Source organism: Massilia sp. Leaf139 (assembly GCF_001424165.1).
GTDB lineage: Bacteria > Pseudomonadota > Gammaproteobacteria > Burkholderiales > Burkholderiaceae_D > Telluria.
Genome location: NZ_LMOJ01000003.1, coordinates 42,378 through 57,237 on the forward strand (window position 1 = coordinate 42,378; position 14,860 = coordinate 57,237).

Below are 14,860 nucleotides of genomic sequence, written 5' to 3' on the forward strand. Positions count from 1 at the left end.
TCCTAAGGCACTATTCTCGGCATGCGGGCGATGCTGCCGAACGACGCGATACGGTCAGCACGTTGTACGTTGATGCAGTTGGCGTCGTGGCCGGTGCGCCCGGGGTCGTTGCTGCATACAGCGCTGACTTTCTTGCGCAGATCCGGTTGCGCGAGGAATTCGTCGACGGTATAGACCCGCTTCGCCTCGGGTACGGCCTTGGTCACTTCGTCGCTCGTGCAGGCCGCGAGCGACAGAGCCAGGGCAATGAAAAGCATACGAGCCATTGTGATTCTCCTGAATGTTGAGAACGAAGCTGAAGGAACTGACTACGCGTCTGGATCGGTATCGGTAGTTGGGCCACTGTGCGCCAGCCGCCAATACCCACCAAGGAAGACGGACAGTGAACACGCCACCGTTCCGATGGCATAAAGAATTGCGATGCATGCGTAGCACCAGAGAACCGCCCCGAGATACGCAGCGAGGAATGTGTTTGTTAGACGAAGGGCGAACGCTGCAGTCAACAAGGCTTTACTGACTTCAAATGCCTGTACAAGAAGCCCGCCAAAGTGCCAGCGCCCGCTAACCGTAGTAAGGACGACCAGCTGCTCGACCGAAAGCCTGAGGCGCGCGACGAGCTGGGCCTTGGTCGACGCATCCGGCCCAAAGGAGCCGAACCGATTATCGAAATCTTGACTGATTGCGCGCACGAGTATGGCTAGCCCAGCCATTGGGGCACGCGCCATCAAGGGAGTGGTCAGGTCGGCAGCAATTTCAGCAGTGTGCATGTGACTCTCCGTCAAGTTCTTGAGGCACCGCTTCAGGGGAGCGCCGTGTCGATCCTCGGCATGGCGGTGCCAAAGGCTGCGGCGCGCATCTGCGTTATCCTCAGCTTCTGGTCGCGCTCTTCGACAGCGGCGGCATTGGCGGCCGCGATCAGCTGGTTCTGATCCTGCATGAGCGCCGCGTGCTCGATGGCGATTCGGTTGGCCAGATCGTAGGCGGCTTTCGGATCCTGAGTAGAAGCTAGTGCGTCGGTGAAGCCTTGCAAGCGCGAGTGCCGGGCGGCGGCAGATCTGTACGCAATTTCAGCCATCGCCTTGTTTGCCGCCGACACGTCCTGCATCTGCGCCAGAAGCGTTTGCACGTCGGGTGAGAGAAAAGTCGCTTGCTCGGGCGTCAGCACAGCGCCCGCGTCCTTGATCTGCCGGGCAAGCGCAGACAGTTGGGACATCGCGTGTGCCCAGTCGGGCGGAAGTTCAGACGCGACATGTGGGAGCAGCGTCGCCATGCCGCGGTTGCCCGTCATGGCCTTTAACTGCGCATTCATGGTGTCGATCTGGGTGCGCATTTGCTGGTACTGCTCACCCCAGGCTCTCACCTGCTTGCCCGCTTGCGCGAGCACCGCGGGATCGATCACCTTCAACTGCGCGTGGACGTTAACTGAAGCGCAGGCCAGGCCAATTACGAGAACGAGGGTACGGAGTTTCATGATTGCTCCTTATGTAGCGGATCGAATGGAGGTCGAGTCGGCCGGGACGATGCCGAGATCACTAGCGCGCGGGTTGGAAGCATGCTTGACCCTTTCGCGGTTGAAGTGAGGAACCCATGCGTCCGGATCTTCGCCGTACTGCGCGATGAGCCGATCCATTAGCGCCAGGTTGGTGGAGCGGGCCGACAGCACGGCCATGTCGTCTTCCATCCCATCGAGCGGCAGTCGGCATACGATGGAATGCTTGCCTTGCTTGAGGAGGAAATAGCCTTGTCCCTCGGGCATATCCTTTTTCACCAAGTCGTATTCGCGCTCGGAGCAGCCGATGTATTCCACGTATTCGCGCTTGTCGGCCTTGTCGTTCGGGAATAGGATGAGCGTAGGGCACTGCTCGATCAAGGTGCGTGCGATCGGCAGGGTCACTGCATCGCTCGGGGACTGCGTATCGAGCACCACGAGCCCATCCAGCTTGCGGACGGTCTTGAGCGCTTTCTTGAAGTACGCCGCATAGTGGCGGTCTCCTAGGGGCTTCCAAAATTCGGAAACGAACAGGGCAAAGCGGCGCCCATCCACAAGGCGCGTGGTCAGGTGCAGCAGGTGCATGTTGATCGGCGTGCGCAGTTCGGGATCGTCCAGGTAGGCTGTGGTGTCGAATGCGGTAGTCGCGGCCGATCCGAGCTCGTCGGCGATTGAGCCGGCCAGGTTGTCGAACACCCAGGCGAGCGGGCCATCTTCGCGCCCAAGCTCGCGCGCATAGCACCAGCGCGCAAGACGTTCGTACAGATCGCCTTTCGGCAGGAAGTCGAGCACACGCCCGAGGCGACGGGACTCGCGCGGGATACGAAGCACCGAATCGATCGCGCCATCGAGCCGCTTTTCATCCTGGACGGTGAGAGGCTTCGTGTCGACCTCGGCGCCAGTATCCGTGACCACTGGCCGGGCTAGTAGCCTGCGCACCAACGTACGGAGGTGGCGCACGTTCACCGCCTCGGCCGGGTCGAGCGCAAATGGCGCGAGCCCGGTCGGCTCGTTCAGGCACAGGCGGTACACTTTGCCGCGCAAACGGCGCACCGCGATCTCAGTGTCGCGGTCAGTCGAAAAGAGGACGGAGGTAACGCCAAACTTCTGCAGCATCATGAGCGTGAAAGCGACCTTCGCGGTCTTCCCTGCTCCAGTCGGCCCGATTAGCATTGCGTTGCCGACGTCCTTCTTGTTGCCACCGTTCGCTGCCCTCGGATCTGATCCGTGCAGATTGAAGTAGAAGGGCGTGCCGCCGTTGGTCAGCAGCATGGAGAGGGCATCGCCCCAGTGATTGCCCTTGCGCCGCCCGATCGGAAAGTTGTGCAGCGGGATGAACCCGCACAGATTGCGACTGTTGATCGGCGACAGTCGCGGCCGAAACATGAAGTTCCCCGGCATCTGTGCCCAGTACGCGCTCTCGCTCGCCAGGTCTTCGCGCGCAGGCTTGATGCCGGCATCCGTAAGCACGGCGTCGATATCGGCGATGTTATCGCGCAGTTCGTCCAGCGTCGGCGCCTTGACAAGTACGCTGTAGTGGTGCGCACCCGCGACGGAGCGCCGCGAGGCCACGTCGTCCTTAGCTTCCGCTATCTCATCGATCTGTGAGGTTGCAGCATCGCCGGCGCTCTCCATGCGGTTGCGGGCCAGGGTCATACCGCGCATTGCCGCGTCCCTGGTCTTGAATTCGAACGACTGCGTAACGACCAGCTCGAAGGGCAGGGACAGCAGCTCTTCCAGGAACATCGGCGTGGTTACCTGCGGGTAGCTGTGAATACCCAGAATGGCGCAGAAGTGCGTACCGCCTGGATTCCGCACTTCGACAATTTCATTGCCGAAGATCGGCCGCACGCCGCCGATGAGATAGCGCAGGGGAACCGGGGCGAGCGGTACTGGTGTCCATCGGCCGGTGACGAGAAACTGCAGAAACGAGGCGGCTTCGGAAAACAGCACCCCATCGCGCTCGTGCACTTGCAGCGGTGCCGCGTCATAGTAGCCGAGCGAGGCCACCAGCTTGCGCACGATGTCCTCCAGCTCGGCCACGTGCTGCTCACGCACCTTGGCGTGGAATTCCCGACTATGGCCAGCGACGAGCTTGGCAAAAAGGCCTTCCGCCCGGGTACGATATGGGCGCAGTACGACCGTGAGATAGAGGTAGTTCGCCATCAGGCGCAGGCCCCCGATCTTAGCCCTGTACCGATCATTCAGCTCGCGCGCGTAGCCGGGCGGGAAGTGGCCGTCCGGGTACTGGCTTTCCTCCGTCTTGACGATATGCTGCCAGGTCGTGATGCGTGGATTTGCCAGGCTCATGACGGCCCGGTTCAGGCGCTCATGGCGATTGTTGATCACGCTGTCGTCGGCGCACTCCATCGATGCGCCGCCGACGCGCAGCACGCACAGAAGGTCGCCACCGGTGGTATCGATGATGCTGCGCGTGAGGTGCCCTGCGTAGGGAAGGTTCTCTGCCACAGGCGTCTCGCGCCGGATGGCTAACTCTCGCCTTGCTCTTGCTTTCACGGCGACCGTCATGATTCGGTCTCCTGTTTCATGCGGCGCTCGAAACGCCACCGCTTGAACAAGCCTGGCCGCTCGCGAAAAACCAGGGGGCTGTACGACGAAGCCGACCAGTACCAGTGGGTTGCAACCAGGTTGGCAAAGGTCGTCTTCAGCCATAGCCACAGCAGCTCGAACGCACGCGGATCGTTGAGCGTGATAAGGAAGCAGACCGCGTGTAGCGGGATGAATAATCCGAGCCAGGCGACGTTGCGCGTCCAGATCATGGCTTCAAGTGCAATGAATCCGTTCAGGATGCAGGCCACGTACGGCACGCCGGCCACCGTCGAGGGCCGCGTCGGACCCACGGCGAGATTGTCGACATCGATGCCTTTTTCGTTTTCCACGTTACGCTCCTCCCCAGGATCGAACCATCGAAATAACCTGCTCGTGGCCGAAGAAGCCGATGATGCCGACGACTGCCAGCGCGAACAGGCCCCAGTGCGCCTTACCGGCCAGGCAGGCGAAGAACAGGAAGATGACGACGATCCCAACGATTGGGGTCAGCAGATCGACAAGCCAGGTCTTCGCCTGGGCCCCGGTTTGCGTGAACTGCGCGAATGCAGGCTCCGCAGACAAAAGAAACACGGCAAACAGGAGCAGTGCCGTGGCAATGCGAGTGCAGGTAATGCTCATAGTCAGTCCCTCCGGGAGACGTTTGAAAATGTGGTGGTGTTACTGCTGTCGCTGTTTGGGATGCAGATGCGGACAGGGCTGTTGGCCTTCGGTGCACTGGAAGCGCTGACGGTGTCGCGTGGGACGTCGCTGGCGCGAACCATCGAAGGCGCTATTTCCTCATGACAAAATTGGGAAGAGCGCCGGTCGGCTGCTTTCTCCTGACGGCGGGTGCTCGGACGACTCGACGGTCTCGGTGCACCGGTGGAAGGTGGCGGCATTGAACCAGTATGCGTTCTGGCTGGCAGCACGCGTCTGGCTCGCAGCTCGGCCTCGCGGGCCGGAGCACTGTCGTCGTCGTCTGTTCCTTGCGGCGCCGTGTGCGCAATCGGATAGGCGCCGCGCGTTTGCACGGGCATCGATGTGGTGAGCGCTCATGGGGATTCCCTTCGCGAATCGGTGGAACCATCGCTGCTGATGCTGCGTGTATAAGGATCCCAGAAGCGGGCGGGGCGCTCGGCCTTGGGCACGCTCGGGGCAGGTACGCTGGCAGCCGGTGGGCGGACGGCGCGCACCACCAAAGGCGCTGTTTCGTCATGACGAAATTCGGATGCGGGTGCCGGCGCGACGCCTGTACCCGCCAGCTCGCGTCCGAGCGCCTTGATGTTCTCCGTGTGCCGGTGGACTGCAAGCGCGTCAAAACCGGCCTTTGCCTTCGCCAACGCCGCACGTTCGGCATGCAACTCGGTTTCGAGGATCATGCTGCGGTCGCCGTCTCGTGCTTTCTGCAACGATTTGTCGACGGTCGGATAGCCAGACTGCGCTTGCGCGCACGCCGATACGACGGAAAGCAGGGCGAGGGTTGCAAAGCGGGGGGACATGGTCGCCTCGTAAAAGTTATGCAGTCAAGGTAGCCAGCCAATTACGTGCGCCGTTTGATTTTTCACAAACGGTGCATGTTGACTTAACGTGAACCTCTATAAAACTTGCTCATCGATGTTGCTAAGCCAGAGGAAGTCATGTCCATCAAGCGGCTTCAAGAGGAAGAATTCGACGCGCTCCGGCGGCACCTGGGACAGTTCAAGCAGGAAAACGTGGAGGCGATTCGCCGCGTTCTGGTTGACGGCGTACAGCAGAAGGACATCGCAATCGAACTGCAGGTAACCAAGGAAGCGGTAAGCGCGATGGTGGGTCGAGCCTGGCGACTGCACCTGGAACACAGTGACCGGCCTGAGGGATGGGAGACGGTAAGTGTATTACTGCCGCGTGACTTTGCGCGGCTCGTGAAGTACTTGGCGGCGATCGTTCGAAAGGCACAAAAATGAGGACGTTTATTCCGGTGAACCAGAAGGGCGGCGTCGGCAAGACCACGACAGGCTACAACTTCGCCCACTACGCGGCCGATGAAGGCTACCGCTCCGGACTGGTCGACGGCGACGAGCAGAGCAACGCCACCAAGGCAATGAATCCCTACGCGATTACCGAGTTCACATCGGCGGATCTGTTCGACAGCCGGCCACTGCCCCTGCCGGCAAAGTTCGCCAAACTGGTGTTGATTCCAAGTGATCGGGCGCGCCTGATTGCCCTCGAGCGCTCTCCGCTCGAGGACGATGAACTGCTGGCAAACCTGAAGGCACGCTTGCTGGAGCTCGCCGCGCACTTCGACTACCTGACGTTCGACACGCCGGGAGCGAACAGCCGCATCGCCAACGCCTTCCTCGCTGTCAGCGATTTCACTGTCATCCCCTGCAAGATCGACTCGTTCAGCGTCGACGTCTCAGCCGAGGTGCTCATGCGGATCATGTTCATCCAGAAGCACTTCAATCCCCGCTTGGTGAACTTCGGGATCATGGCGAGCGAGTACGACCCCAGGCAACCGACGCAGGTGCGGGACTTCAAGCAGCTGCTTGCCGACTATAGCCAGTTCATGTTCCCGCGGGTTGTCACCGACCGCCAGGCATACCGCGAGGCAGCAGGCGCGCAGGTGCCCGTGTGGCAGCTCAAGGAGCGCGGTGAGGACGGCAAGATGCGCGTGAAGACGGCCGCGCGTGACGCCGCAAGGGAAATGCGGGACGTTTTCAATCTGATGATGGAGCGGATGAAGAATACAAGGGATGCGGGGAGGGCTGAGGCATGAATGGAATGCTGAAGTTGACAGGGCTTGCTGACGCGGCGCGGGCCCAGGCGCAGGCAGCGGACGCTGGCCTGCCGCCCAGGATGGCGCTGGCCGACATCCTTTCGGATCCGGACAACCCGCGTAAGCCGTTCGAGGAGCGATCGCCCGAGAAGCAGAAGAAGCAACGTGAACTGAATGCGAACATCGCCGCGCGTGGTGTAAAGAATCCGATCTCGCTGCGCCCGCACCCGACGATTCCAAATAAGTGGATCATCAACGCCGGTCACTGCCGGTTCGAAGGCGCCACAGTTGCCGGGCACGCGGACATTCCGTATTTCATCGACCGCGACTTCAACAGTTTCGACCAGGTGAACGAAAACGAACAACGCAGCGATCTGACCCCGTGGGAGTTGGCCACGTTCATCCAGAGGAAAATCACGGAAGGAATGAGCAAGGGCGACATTGCGGCAGGCCTGCACAAGTCGGGACAGGCTTTCGTGACGGAGCACCTAGCCCTGATCGACCCGCCCGCCTGCCTAGTAGGGGCATACAGCGCGGGGGTGCAGTCGCCGCGTACCCTGTACGAGCTGCGCAAGGCGCGCGATGAGTTTCCGGAGCAGGTTGATTCCTGGTGTGCCGGCGGCGCTGCGATTACCCGGGACACCATTAGGGCCTTGGTGACCATGTTGCGCGACCCGCGACCGGCGCCGGACATCTCCCAATTAGCTTCGCTCGAGGCTGCGCCACCCACGGATGTGGCCGGCATGCCGGAATCTCGTCCAGGCGAAGATACACGCGTTGCAGCCGACGACAATCCGGAAGACGAGGCTGCCATTGCCGCGGAGACCTCGCAAGCCATCAGAGCAGGGCAGGAGCGCGTCGCTGACTGCGCGGCCGCAGGAGCAGCGCCGACGGCGTTGGTGCCGCCAGCCGACAAATATTACGCGTTTCGTCATGACGAAACGGCGCCGGCGGCCCGATCCCGGGATACGGTTGGCGCATCGCCGGTCAAAGTAAGGGACGGCCACCGTGGCATCGCCGTGCAATACAAGGGCAGGGCGGCAACCCTTGAAAGCGATACGGTCGTTAAAGTCACCGTCGATGGGCACGACGCGCCGCTCGAAGTGAAGGTGTCGGATCTGGTATTCAAGAAAAGGTAGCGGCAACGCGGCCCGTGTGCGTATGGGCCTGGCCATTAGCCGCATGGAGGACGACATGAATCCCGATTTGAAAGCAATCGCATGATCCATTACCAAGGCAGCGTTGAGGACACTGCGCTTTATCTTGTTTGTGCTCCTGTCGCTGGCCGGGCGGGTGGTCTGCCCACTTGCACGCGGGGTAAGTGCATGCGGCCTGTTCGTGTTTCTATTCCTCGCACTCTTTAGGCGGGATCTGGCCGACATCATGTGGGTCGCCGGCGGCATCACGCTCACCGCCGGCCTGGTGTCGGCCGGCTACGACGCGCTGATCCGGCTCGTGGCGCCGGAGGGTGTCGTGGTAGTGAGTGACATTTGAACGGATCTGCATCGGTACCCGGTCATGAAACGCAAACCGTATTTACTGCCCGCTGTCCTGGACGGTGGACGATTGCCGGCGCAGCCTGCAAACTGCGCGAGCGATCGCGCGATGTCTTTAAGGGGTGCGTTGGCTGTAGCGCTTGCCGCCGCTCGCCCGTTTGCGCGGTCGAAGTCGGGGTGCGAAGTGCGCCCGCAGTCCCGAAGGGACGAGGACTAAAGTTTAAGAGCCAACGGCGCTTAAACTTTTAAGACGACAGTCTATCCAGCCTCAATAAAAACCAGTCTGCAAGCGTGAACCGTTGGATGCGGATGGCCCGGCCAACGGAGAGAAATCGAATCGCAACCGCCGTTTTCGCCTGGAGCCGACATGGCCACGATCGGAGCAGCAGTCAGCGCGCAGATGAAGAACCAGTTCTACGAGGAGGCGCGGGCGCGCTCCTGGACGCCTTCGAGCCTGGCCGGGCACGTGCTCGCAGAATTCCTCGCGGGGAGGCTGCGGATCGACGAGCCGCCGGCGAAGGCCCCGAGGTCGAGCCTGATCCTGGCGCCTCCGCCTCCGCTCGAAACACGCACCGAGCAGGTGATCATCCGTCTCCAGCCATACCACTACGGGGAATTGTCCCGGCTGGCAGAGGAGCGCCGGTGGTTCCCTGGCACCTACCTCGCGAGTCTGACGGCCGCCCACATTGAAGCGCGTCCCGTAATGTGTGCGGCCGAGATAAATGCACTACGCCAGGTTGCGCGCCAGCTCGCGGACTTGGGTCGCAACTTTAACCAGATCGCCCGCTCGCTCAACAGCTCACCCAAGGAGGCGCACAAGGCCATGGGCATGGAGATCGACCTGGTGCGAATGCTGGTCGATCTTGAAACCAATGCGGTGAAGGAGCTGATTGGTGCAAACGTCCGCGGATGGGGAATCGCGGTGGACTCAAGCGATTGACAACCAGAAGACGCGGCCCTAAGGGAGGATGCCGGCATGGACAACGATGAAATACTGGAACACGACCAGCCCGGCCGGAAGTCGGGAATCCGGCGCCTGGTGTACCGGCCGCCCCCGGACGTACCGGATGGACGCAAGCGCCGCCAGGGCGGCAAAGCGCGCTGGCGGGACGATCGTAGCTGGCCGGAGATCAAGAAACAGCTTCAGCGAACCCTGCGCCGTGCGCCTGAGGTCGTCATCATCGTCAGCGGCAGCCGCCGCGGCCACGCTGACGACCGGGCCGCGATCAAGGGCGTGTTGCGCTACATGCTCTACATATCCCGCAACGGCCGCCTGCTGACGGTGGACGAGCACGGCGCTCCCATCGATGGCCGTGATGCGATCCGGGAGACTCACGCGCGCTGGGATCTCGACATGCAGCGGCTATGTAGCGCCCGCGGCGAACCCTTGCACCCTTCGTTCAACATCCTCTTTTCGATGCCGGCTAAAACTGCGCCGGACAAAGTGTTCGACGCGGTGCAGGCATTCGCGCGCGAGCACTTCCAGAAGCATGAGTATGTGATGGCCTTGCACACCCCGGAGACGGATCCAGGCAACAAAGTGCCTGAACACCCGCACGTTCACGTCATCGTTCGGGCTGAGGACAAGGACGGCAAGCGCCTGTATATCCGCAAGAGCACGCTGCGCGCCTGGCGCGAACGGTTCGCCGCGGAACTGCGTGCGCGCGGGATCGACGCCAACGCGACGCCGCGCGCCGAACGCGGCATCTCGCTAAAAGCACACGGCGCCGCGGAGTGGCGCATCGACAAGCGCAGCGAGGACGAGCAGCGCTCCGGCAAGGAGGGCAGGGCGATCAGCAGGGCCAAGCTCGCGCGCTTCATGGAGGCGGCTAAGGAGCTTCATGAAGGTTCCCCCGGGCCCAAGCCGTGGGAGCTGGCCATGGCGGCGCGTCGCCGCGATGAGCTGCGCAAGCTCGCGCAAAGCGCCGCCGCGTTGCGGCGGGAAGGCGACGCCGAGCTGGCCGAACAGGTTGAGCGCTTTATGCAGGACATGCCGCCACTGGATACCGAACGGCGCCAGATGCAGCGCGCACTCGCCGAGCGAGTAAGAAACCGCATGCAGGAACGAGGCCTGTGACCTCGGAAAAATCCGCTATAAAGGTTCCCCATAATAGGTCGATCTGTCCTGACCCAGCGCAATCCGGGTAGGACATTTCAGCCTGGCCGAATAGGACGGGCTGTCCTAGACTGTAAGAGCACCCGGCCGCCTTGACGAGGTGTTTACACGAGTGGGAGACGCAATGGACACGATGGATTTCTACCCGGTTCAATTGAGCACGGCACCGCTGGTTCCGCAGCGCCTGGAACTCGCCCCCGAAGGTTGGAGGGAATTTGTCCAATATGCCGCGCATGGCGACACGTTCATGCGGGATGGCGCTGTGTACTGTAAGGACTGCGAACGCGAGCTGCACCAAGGCCGCGGACACGATGTCATGTGCCTGACGATCCGTGCGCGCCTCATGCTCGATGAAGAGTCTCGCTTGCATGCGAGCCGGACGCAGGAAGCGCTAGCTCACATGCTCTTCCTTCAGGAAGCCGACATCGACAAGGTGCATGCAAACCGGCCGCCGGTCGACGTAATGCAGCTCAGTCATCCAGTGGCACGCAATCCGGCACCGCCGCCGGCACGCCAACGCTCCTCCGACGAGGGCCTGAAGCGTCCGTGGCAGACGGCAGGTCACGGGCACTACGAGTACATCCAGACAGTCTGCGATGCGTATGAGTCAGGCATGGGCGACGCCCTCGCCAGCAAGTCGCCCCAGAATCCCTACCGCTATTCCGACGATCCCGACCGGCGCGCGGCATACAAGGCAGGCTTCGCCGCAGGGGCCCAATTGGCCACGGACTTTGCAGATGCCGCGGACTCGACTTTCCCGGCCGAGGAAGCCGACCCTCGGCGCGAGTATCTGGCCGCCCGCACCACCGTCGTTAAGCTGATGCACAGTAAAGGCATGAGCGACAAGGCGATTGCCGACGTACTGGCCACGACTGTCGATCAGGTGCGTCTCATTCGCACGAGCCATTTAGATGATCCGGCCCTTGCACCGGAAGTCGCCGCACAGGCAGACGCCGTCGCCCAATCACAAGACGACTCACGGGACGCCCGGTGGTATCGCCTCCTGCGCGATGCCAAGAAGCTGCCGGCCGAAGTGTGGGCCGCGCTGGAATTCGGCGAAGGGCTCGACCAGGCGATGGATCGCTTCGACATGCTGCGCAAGCCGATCCCTCTCTGCCCGTCGTGCAAGGCAGGGCGCTATGCCGAGTGCGAATGCGCCATTCCCTGCGCACTGCCGGCCGACGACGCGGACGTTTAGCTCGCCCTGAAAGAGGCCACAAAATGATGCGCCTGCTCGCAAAGGTGCTGGCGCGACCAGCCTTTGCCGGCTGGGTTATCCGCCGCGCATAGCGTGGGCCTTGCGGATCCATCGTGGACGGTAACTGCGGCGTCCTTTTAGCGCAAAGCTGGCTGGTCAACCCGCAGCTGGCCACTTGCCCGGGACGATGCTGCGCTCGATCCGCAACCATCATTCGATGCGCGCCAACCCGAAGTCGCATCCGTCTAACCTTCCCCGGAATGCACGTATCTTTCTCCTGCGCGGCTGGAGCGAAAGGAAGCGCCAAGATCCATTCTTCGGATCCGTCTAGCTGCTCTTACCTGCTGGCTCCGCAGAGTGCACGGTCTCTGACTAGCGGCATTGGCGCTCTTGAACACCGTGATGGAGAATGGTCGTGTCGATCTTCAGGCAATCTGGAATGCCGCGAACCTGTTGAGCATCAGGCCGCAATGCCCGGGCTGTGACATCCTGAACCCACTGGATCGAATGACTTTACGCAGATGCCGCCATAGCTGATTGAGGCCATCGCTGGCCTGGTTATCCGTTGCTTAAATGGGGCGCTAGCGTATCGTTTCACGACCGGGGATGCAGCTGCGGGAGACACGCCGGCAGAAGGGACACTGGGCGTCCCAGGCCGGTTTCGACTGGCCTAGTCATGCCCCGCCTTGATCCGGTGTTCACAAACGGGGGATTTACGATGACACGGAATGCCGTGGCCTCTGCGCTGGCAGCGCGAACCGCTCTGTGCGCATACTGTCGAATATCTGTGCTGGCGGCGGAAAGCGCTTGCTCTAGTGCGCTTGAAGGCGTCCAATAGGATTCCCCGTGTAACCTTCTCTGTGAGTCCCGTGCCAGGTTCCCCTGGACAGGAGCGTCATCATGAACCGTATGGTTGTCATCGTCCGCCCCCTGTGGCTGGGGGCTTGCACCGGCGACGAAGTAGTCACGGCAGTACCCGACGCGACGCGCGTGTATACCGTCGACGAATTCCTTGCGCAACCGGATCTGCGCAAAAAGGTCAGCGCCGTGTGCAGCAATGACCCGGGGCGCACTGGCCTCGACGCCAACTGCCTTAACGTGCGCCGTGCAGATCGCGTCGCCTCGTTCGGCAACGTAGCTAACATGCCGCGCATCGTACCGTAGGAGGGCGTCATGCCCTGTTCCGTTACCGCCCATGTCGACAGCCAGGACACGGAAAAGTGACACTCAATAAGGACGACCGAATTCTTGAGCGCGTGCAATGCACCGGCATGCTTAAGCCTTTCGACTTCGTTTTTCACAATGCGGGCCCTCTCCGAGCGGCGCGGTCGAACTATCGCGTAGCCAAACAGAATCTGTCTGAGCTATACGACCGTTTCGAGGCAGTGAAGCGAGAGGAAAAGCGCCTGTGCGGCCGCAACGCTAGGTTGAAGGCGCAACGAGGTATTGGCCTTAATGTACCGGGGAACGATAGCCCATGAGCCGGCCATCCGAGGAAACCCTGCACCCTTTTACCAGTACGTTGTACCGGCCGCCGACCCGGGATGATCTCATCGCCGTAATTGAACTGCTCGGCAAGCCAACGGAGAAAGAAATTGCAGACCTAGTCGGGGTCGCGGAACGCACGATCCGCCGCTGGATCGCTGCGCCGACAGCGAAGACCCGTACCCAGATCGACTATGCAGCCTGGCGGCTGTTGCTGCTCGAAGCGGGGCTGGTGCGTATCCATACGCGCCGATCGCGTTCCCGCAATAAGGAGAAGGCACGTTAAAAAAGGCAGAGCTGTCCAATGGCGCTAGCTCGAACGTTTGGACGACCCTATGGCGCGTTCAGGTCAAGCCACTCACTCGTGATGGAATCGGAAGCCTTCCTACGGAAAGGCAGCATATGACACTCATGCATTGTAAGCTGTGTGAATTCGCCGTAAGGTGGCTAAAGCACCTGCAAGCTGATTAGAACCAGGGGACTGAGTTACCTTCTCGAAGTCACGGAGACCGGAAAGGTGAGACGTCCGACACTATTAGTACCCGTGCCATGGCCCATAATAATTCTGCTCTGGTGTTCGCGGTAAAGGTAAGTTGCACAAATTTCTTTGCCAATTGTAAAAAGCCATATTCGCATCTGATTATGTCAACAGATACGTAGGGTTGCTTCAGCGCTGGGAATGTATTCGCGGACAACAGGAATTCCACGTTCACTGTTATCGCTCTAATGACATATGTCCTTGGGAGATCTTCGGTTAATTTATAAATTTAACGATTTGCCCGGCCTGCTTCCAGGTTGCGCTTTTGGCCAAACCTAATCCGGGCCGAGAATTCCAAGCTTCCTGTCAGACTCGGCGCGCGCCTGAGCCTCCGCTAACCGCTGCTCCTCGGCTTCCGCTTCGGCGACAATCTCAGCATCGTCTTCTTCACTGGCCCGCTCCTTGTCGTTTTCCCAGCGACTTCTAGCGGTAAGTAGTTCAATCTTGTCGTGCAGTATTCCCCACGAATCGCCATCGCTATAAGCGTTCGCAATCACCGCCGCCAACATGTTCTGGACATGACCGAGCTGCGAATCTTTAGGTTCTAAATAGACATCAAGCTCGATGTTCTTTTCGGTAAGGGCAGCGTCGGTCAAATTACTGCTGCCAATAATTGCCCATTCGAGTTGACAATGTGGTGGTGCGCAGGACCACATGCTGTAAAACTTAGCGTGTAGCTTTGGGACGAACACGACTTCCATCCGCTCTTCTAAGTTTCTCGAAAATTTAAGAAGATTCGCTGCTACCTCTGTACAATCCCTAATTTTCCTCGCGCGCTCATCAGCCTTGTCTGCCGGGTGTCGCTGATCACCTATGAATAGCCGGAAGGAACGCGAATCGCTTACTTTGAGCCAATCATCCACCGCAGCACCGAAACGATCAAACGTCGTTCCTGAAAGATATTTTGCGAAGCCGACCCCTACGTCGAATCGCTCCCCACAGTTGGTTCCGAGCGCTAGTACGATTTCCTCGAGCAGCGTTGCTCCATAGTACGGGTTAATTATCTGCATGGTTCTTCCGCGTCCGATTATGGACGGGTATTCGTGTGGATCGGTGGCGCGAATTGCACCTTGCTGATCTGGTGTGGAATGATGTGTGTGTTCGCAGGAACTTAATGCATTAGCCTGTGTATTAGTACATGCAGATCTTTATCCATGGCAGATCACCGCTGCGAGAGACTTACATCCGCTCGGTCGCTGCACACGACATCACAAAGGAAGGTAGATTGTTACT

General features: G+C 60.6%; 17 protein-coding genes. 9 read left to right on the forward strand and 8 right to left on the reverse strand.

Annotation, left to right across the window (positions count from 1 at the left end):
- Positions 1 to 2 precede the first annotated feature (2 nt).
- From ASF77_RS07155 to ASF77_RS07185, 7 genes are all read right to left on the reverse strand, one after another.
- On the reverse strand, positions 3 to 266 hold the full coding sequence (locus ASF77_RS07155) for an EexN family lipoprotein (protein ID WP_056336882.1): 264 nt from the start codon (positions 264 to 266) through the stop codon (positions 3 to 5).
- Positions 267 to 308: 42 nt separating this feature from the next.
- Entirely contained in the window at positions 309 to 767 is a 459-nt protein-coding gene (locus ASF77_RS07160) for a hypothetical protein (RefSeq protein WP_056336886.1), read from the reverse strand.
- A gap of 32 nt (positions 768 to 799) precedes the next feature.
- Complete coding sequence (locus ASF77_RS07165) at positions 800 to 1,471, reverse strand: type IV secretion system protein (RefSeq protein WP_056336890.1); 672 nt, start codon at positions 1,469 to 1,471, stop codon at positions 800 to 802.
- Between the two features lie 9 nt (positions 1,472 to 1,480).
- The gene (locus tag ASF77_RS07170) at positions 1,481 to 4,018 is read right to left on the reverse strand and encodes a VirB4 family type IV secretion/conjugal transfer ATPase (protein ID WP_162244835.1); all 2,538 of its coding nucleotides are present in this window, start codon (positions 4,016 to 4,018) and stop codon (positions 1,481 to 1,483) included.
- Positions 4,015 to 4,389, reverse strand: coding sequence for a type IV secretion system protein VirB3 (locus ASF77_RS07175; protein WP_056336897.1), 375 nt, complete (start codon positions 4,387 to 4,389; stop codon positions 4,015 to 4,017). The genes ASF77_RS07170 and ASF77_RS07175 overlap by 4 nt, the downstream gene beginning before the upstream one ends.
- A 1-nt stretch (position 4,390) precedes the next feature.
- On the reverse strand, positions 4,391 to 4,678 hold the full coding sequence (locus ASF77_RS24500; RefSeq protein WP_056336901.1) for a TrbC/VirB2 family protein: 288 nt from the start codon (positions 4,676 to 4,678) through the stop codon (positions 4,391 to 4,393).
- 413 nt (positions 4,679 to 5,091) lie between these two features.
- Positions 5,092 to 5,538, reverse strand: a complete 447-nt coding sequence (locus ASF77_RS07185; protein WP_056336904.1) for a hypothetical protein — start codon at positions 5,536 to 5,538, stop codon at positions 5,092 to 5,094.
- A 138-nt stretch (positions 5,539 to 5,676) separates the two neighbouring features.
- Here ASF77_RS07185 and ASF77_RS07190 point away from each other — a divergent pair, with 138 nt between their 5' ends.
- The 9 genes from ASF77_RS07190 to ASF77_RS07230 all read left to right on the forward strand — a co-directional run bounded on the left by ASF77_RS07190 (position 5,677) and on the right by ASF77_RS07230 (position 13,375).
- Positions 5,677 to 5,982 carry a TrfB-related DNA-binding protein gene (locus tag ASF77_RS07190; RefSeq protein ID WP_056336907.1) on the forward strand — a complete coding sequence of 102 codons (306 nt, stop codon included), beginning with the start codon at positions 5,677 to 5,679 and terminating at the stop codon, positions 5,980 to 5,982.
- Positions 5,983 to 5,996: 14 nt separating this feature from the next.
- Positions 5,997 to 6,794 (forward strand): ParA family protein, encoded by a 798-nt coding sequence (locus ASF77_RS07195; RefSeq protein ID WP_162244836.1) that lies wholly within the window; start codon positions 5,997 to 5,999, stop codon positions 6,792 to 6,794.
- The gene (locus ASF77_RS07200; RefSeq protein ID WP_056336913.1) at positions 6,791 to 7,933 is read left to right on the forward strand and encodes a ParB/RepB/Spo0J family partition protein; all 1,143 of its coding nucleotides are present in this window, start codon (positions 6,791 to 6,793) and stop codon (positions 7,931 to 7,933) included. The genes ASF77_RS07195 and ASF77_RS07200 overlap by 4 nt, the downstream gene beginning before the upstream one ends.
- A 199-nt stretch (positions 7,934 to 8,132) precedes the next feature.
- Positions 8,133 to 8,288, forward strand: coding sequence for a hypothetical protein (locus tag ASF77_RS24090; protein WP_156648776.1), 156 nt, complete (start codon positions 8,133 to 8,135; stop codon positions 8,286 to 8,288).
- Positions 8,289 to 8,657: 369 nt separating this feature from the next.
- A complete protein-coding gene (locus ASF77_RS07210; RefSeq protein WP_056336919.1) occupies positions 8,658 to 9,230 on the forward strand; it encodes a hypothetical protein in 573 nt (190 codons plus the stop codon).
- A gap of 36 nt (positions 9,231 to 9,266) precedes the next feature.
- Positions 9,267 to 10,367, forward strand: coding sequence for a relaxase/mobilization nuclease domain-containing protein (locus ASF77_RS07215; RefSeq protein ID WP_056336923.1), 1,101 nt, complete (start codon positions 9,267 to 9,269; stop codon positions 10,365 to 10,367).
- Between the two features lie 163 nt (positions 10,368 to 10,530).
- Entirely contained in the window at positions 10,531 to 11,604 is a 1,074-nt protein-coding gene (locus tag ASF77_RS07220) for a hypothetical protein (RefSeq protein WP_056336925.1), read from the forward strand.
- Between the two features lie 900 nt (positions 11,605 to 12,504).
- Positions 12,505 to 12,768 (forward strand): EexN family lipoprotein, encoded by a 264-nt coding sequence (locus tag ASF77_RS07225; RefSeq protein WP_056336928.1) that lies wholly within the window; start codon positions 12,505 to 12,507, stop codon positions 12,766 to 12,768.
- 313 nt (positions 12,769 to 13,081) lie between these two features.
- Positions 13,082 to 13,375, forward strand: a complete 294-nt coding sequence (locus ASF77_RS07230; RefSeq protein ID WP_056336930.1) for a hypothetical protein — start codon at positions 13,082 to 13,084, stop codon at positions 13,373 to 13,375.
- Between the two features lie 527 nt (positions 13,376 to 13,902).
- On the opposite strand, the gene ASF77_RS07235 is transcribed toward ASF77_RS07230, so the two are convergent.
- On the reverse strand, positions 13,903 to 14,637 hold the full coding sequence (locus ASF77_RS07235) for a hypothetical protein (protein ID WP_056336933.1): 735 nt from the start codon (positions 14,635 to 14,637) through the stop codon (positions 13,903 to 13,905).
- Positions 14,638 to 14,860: the final 223 nt, after the last annotated feature.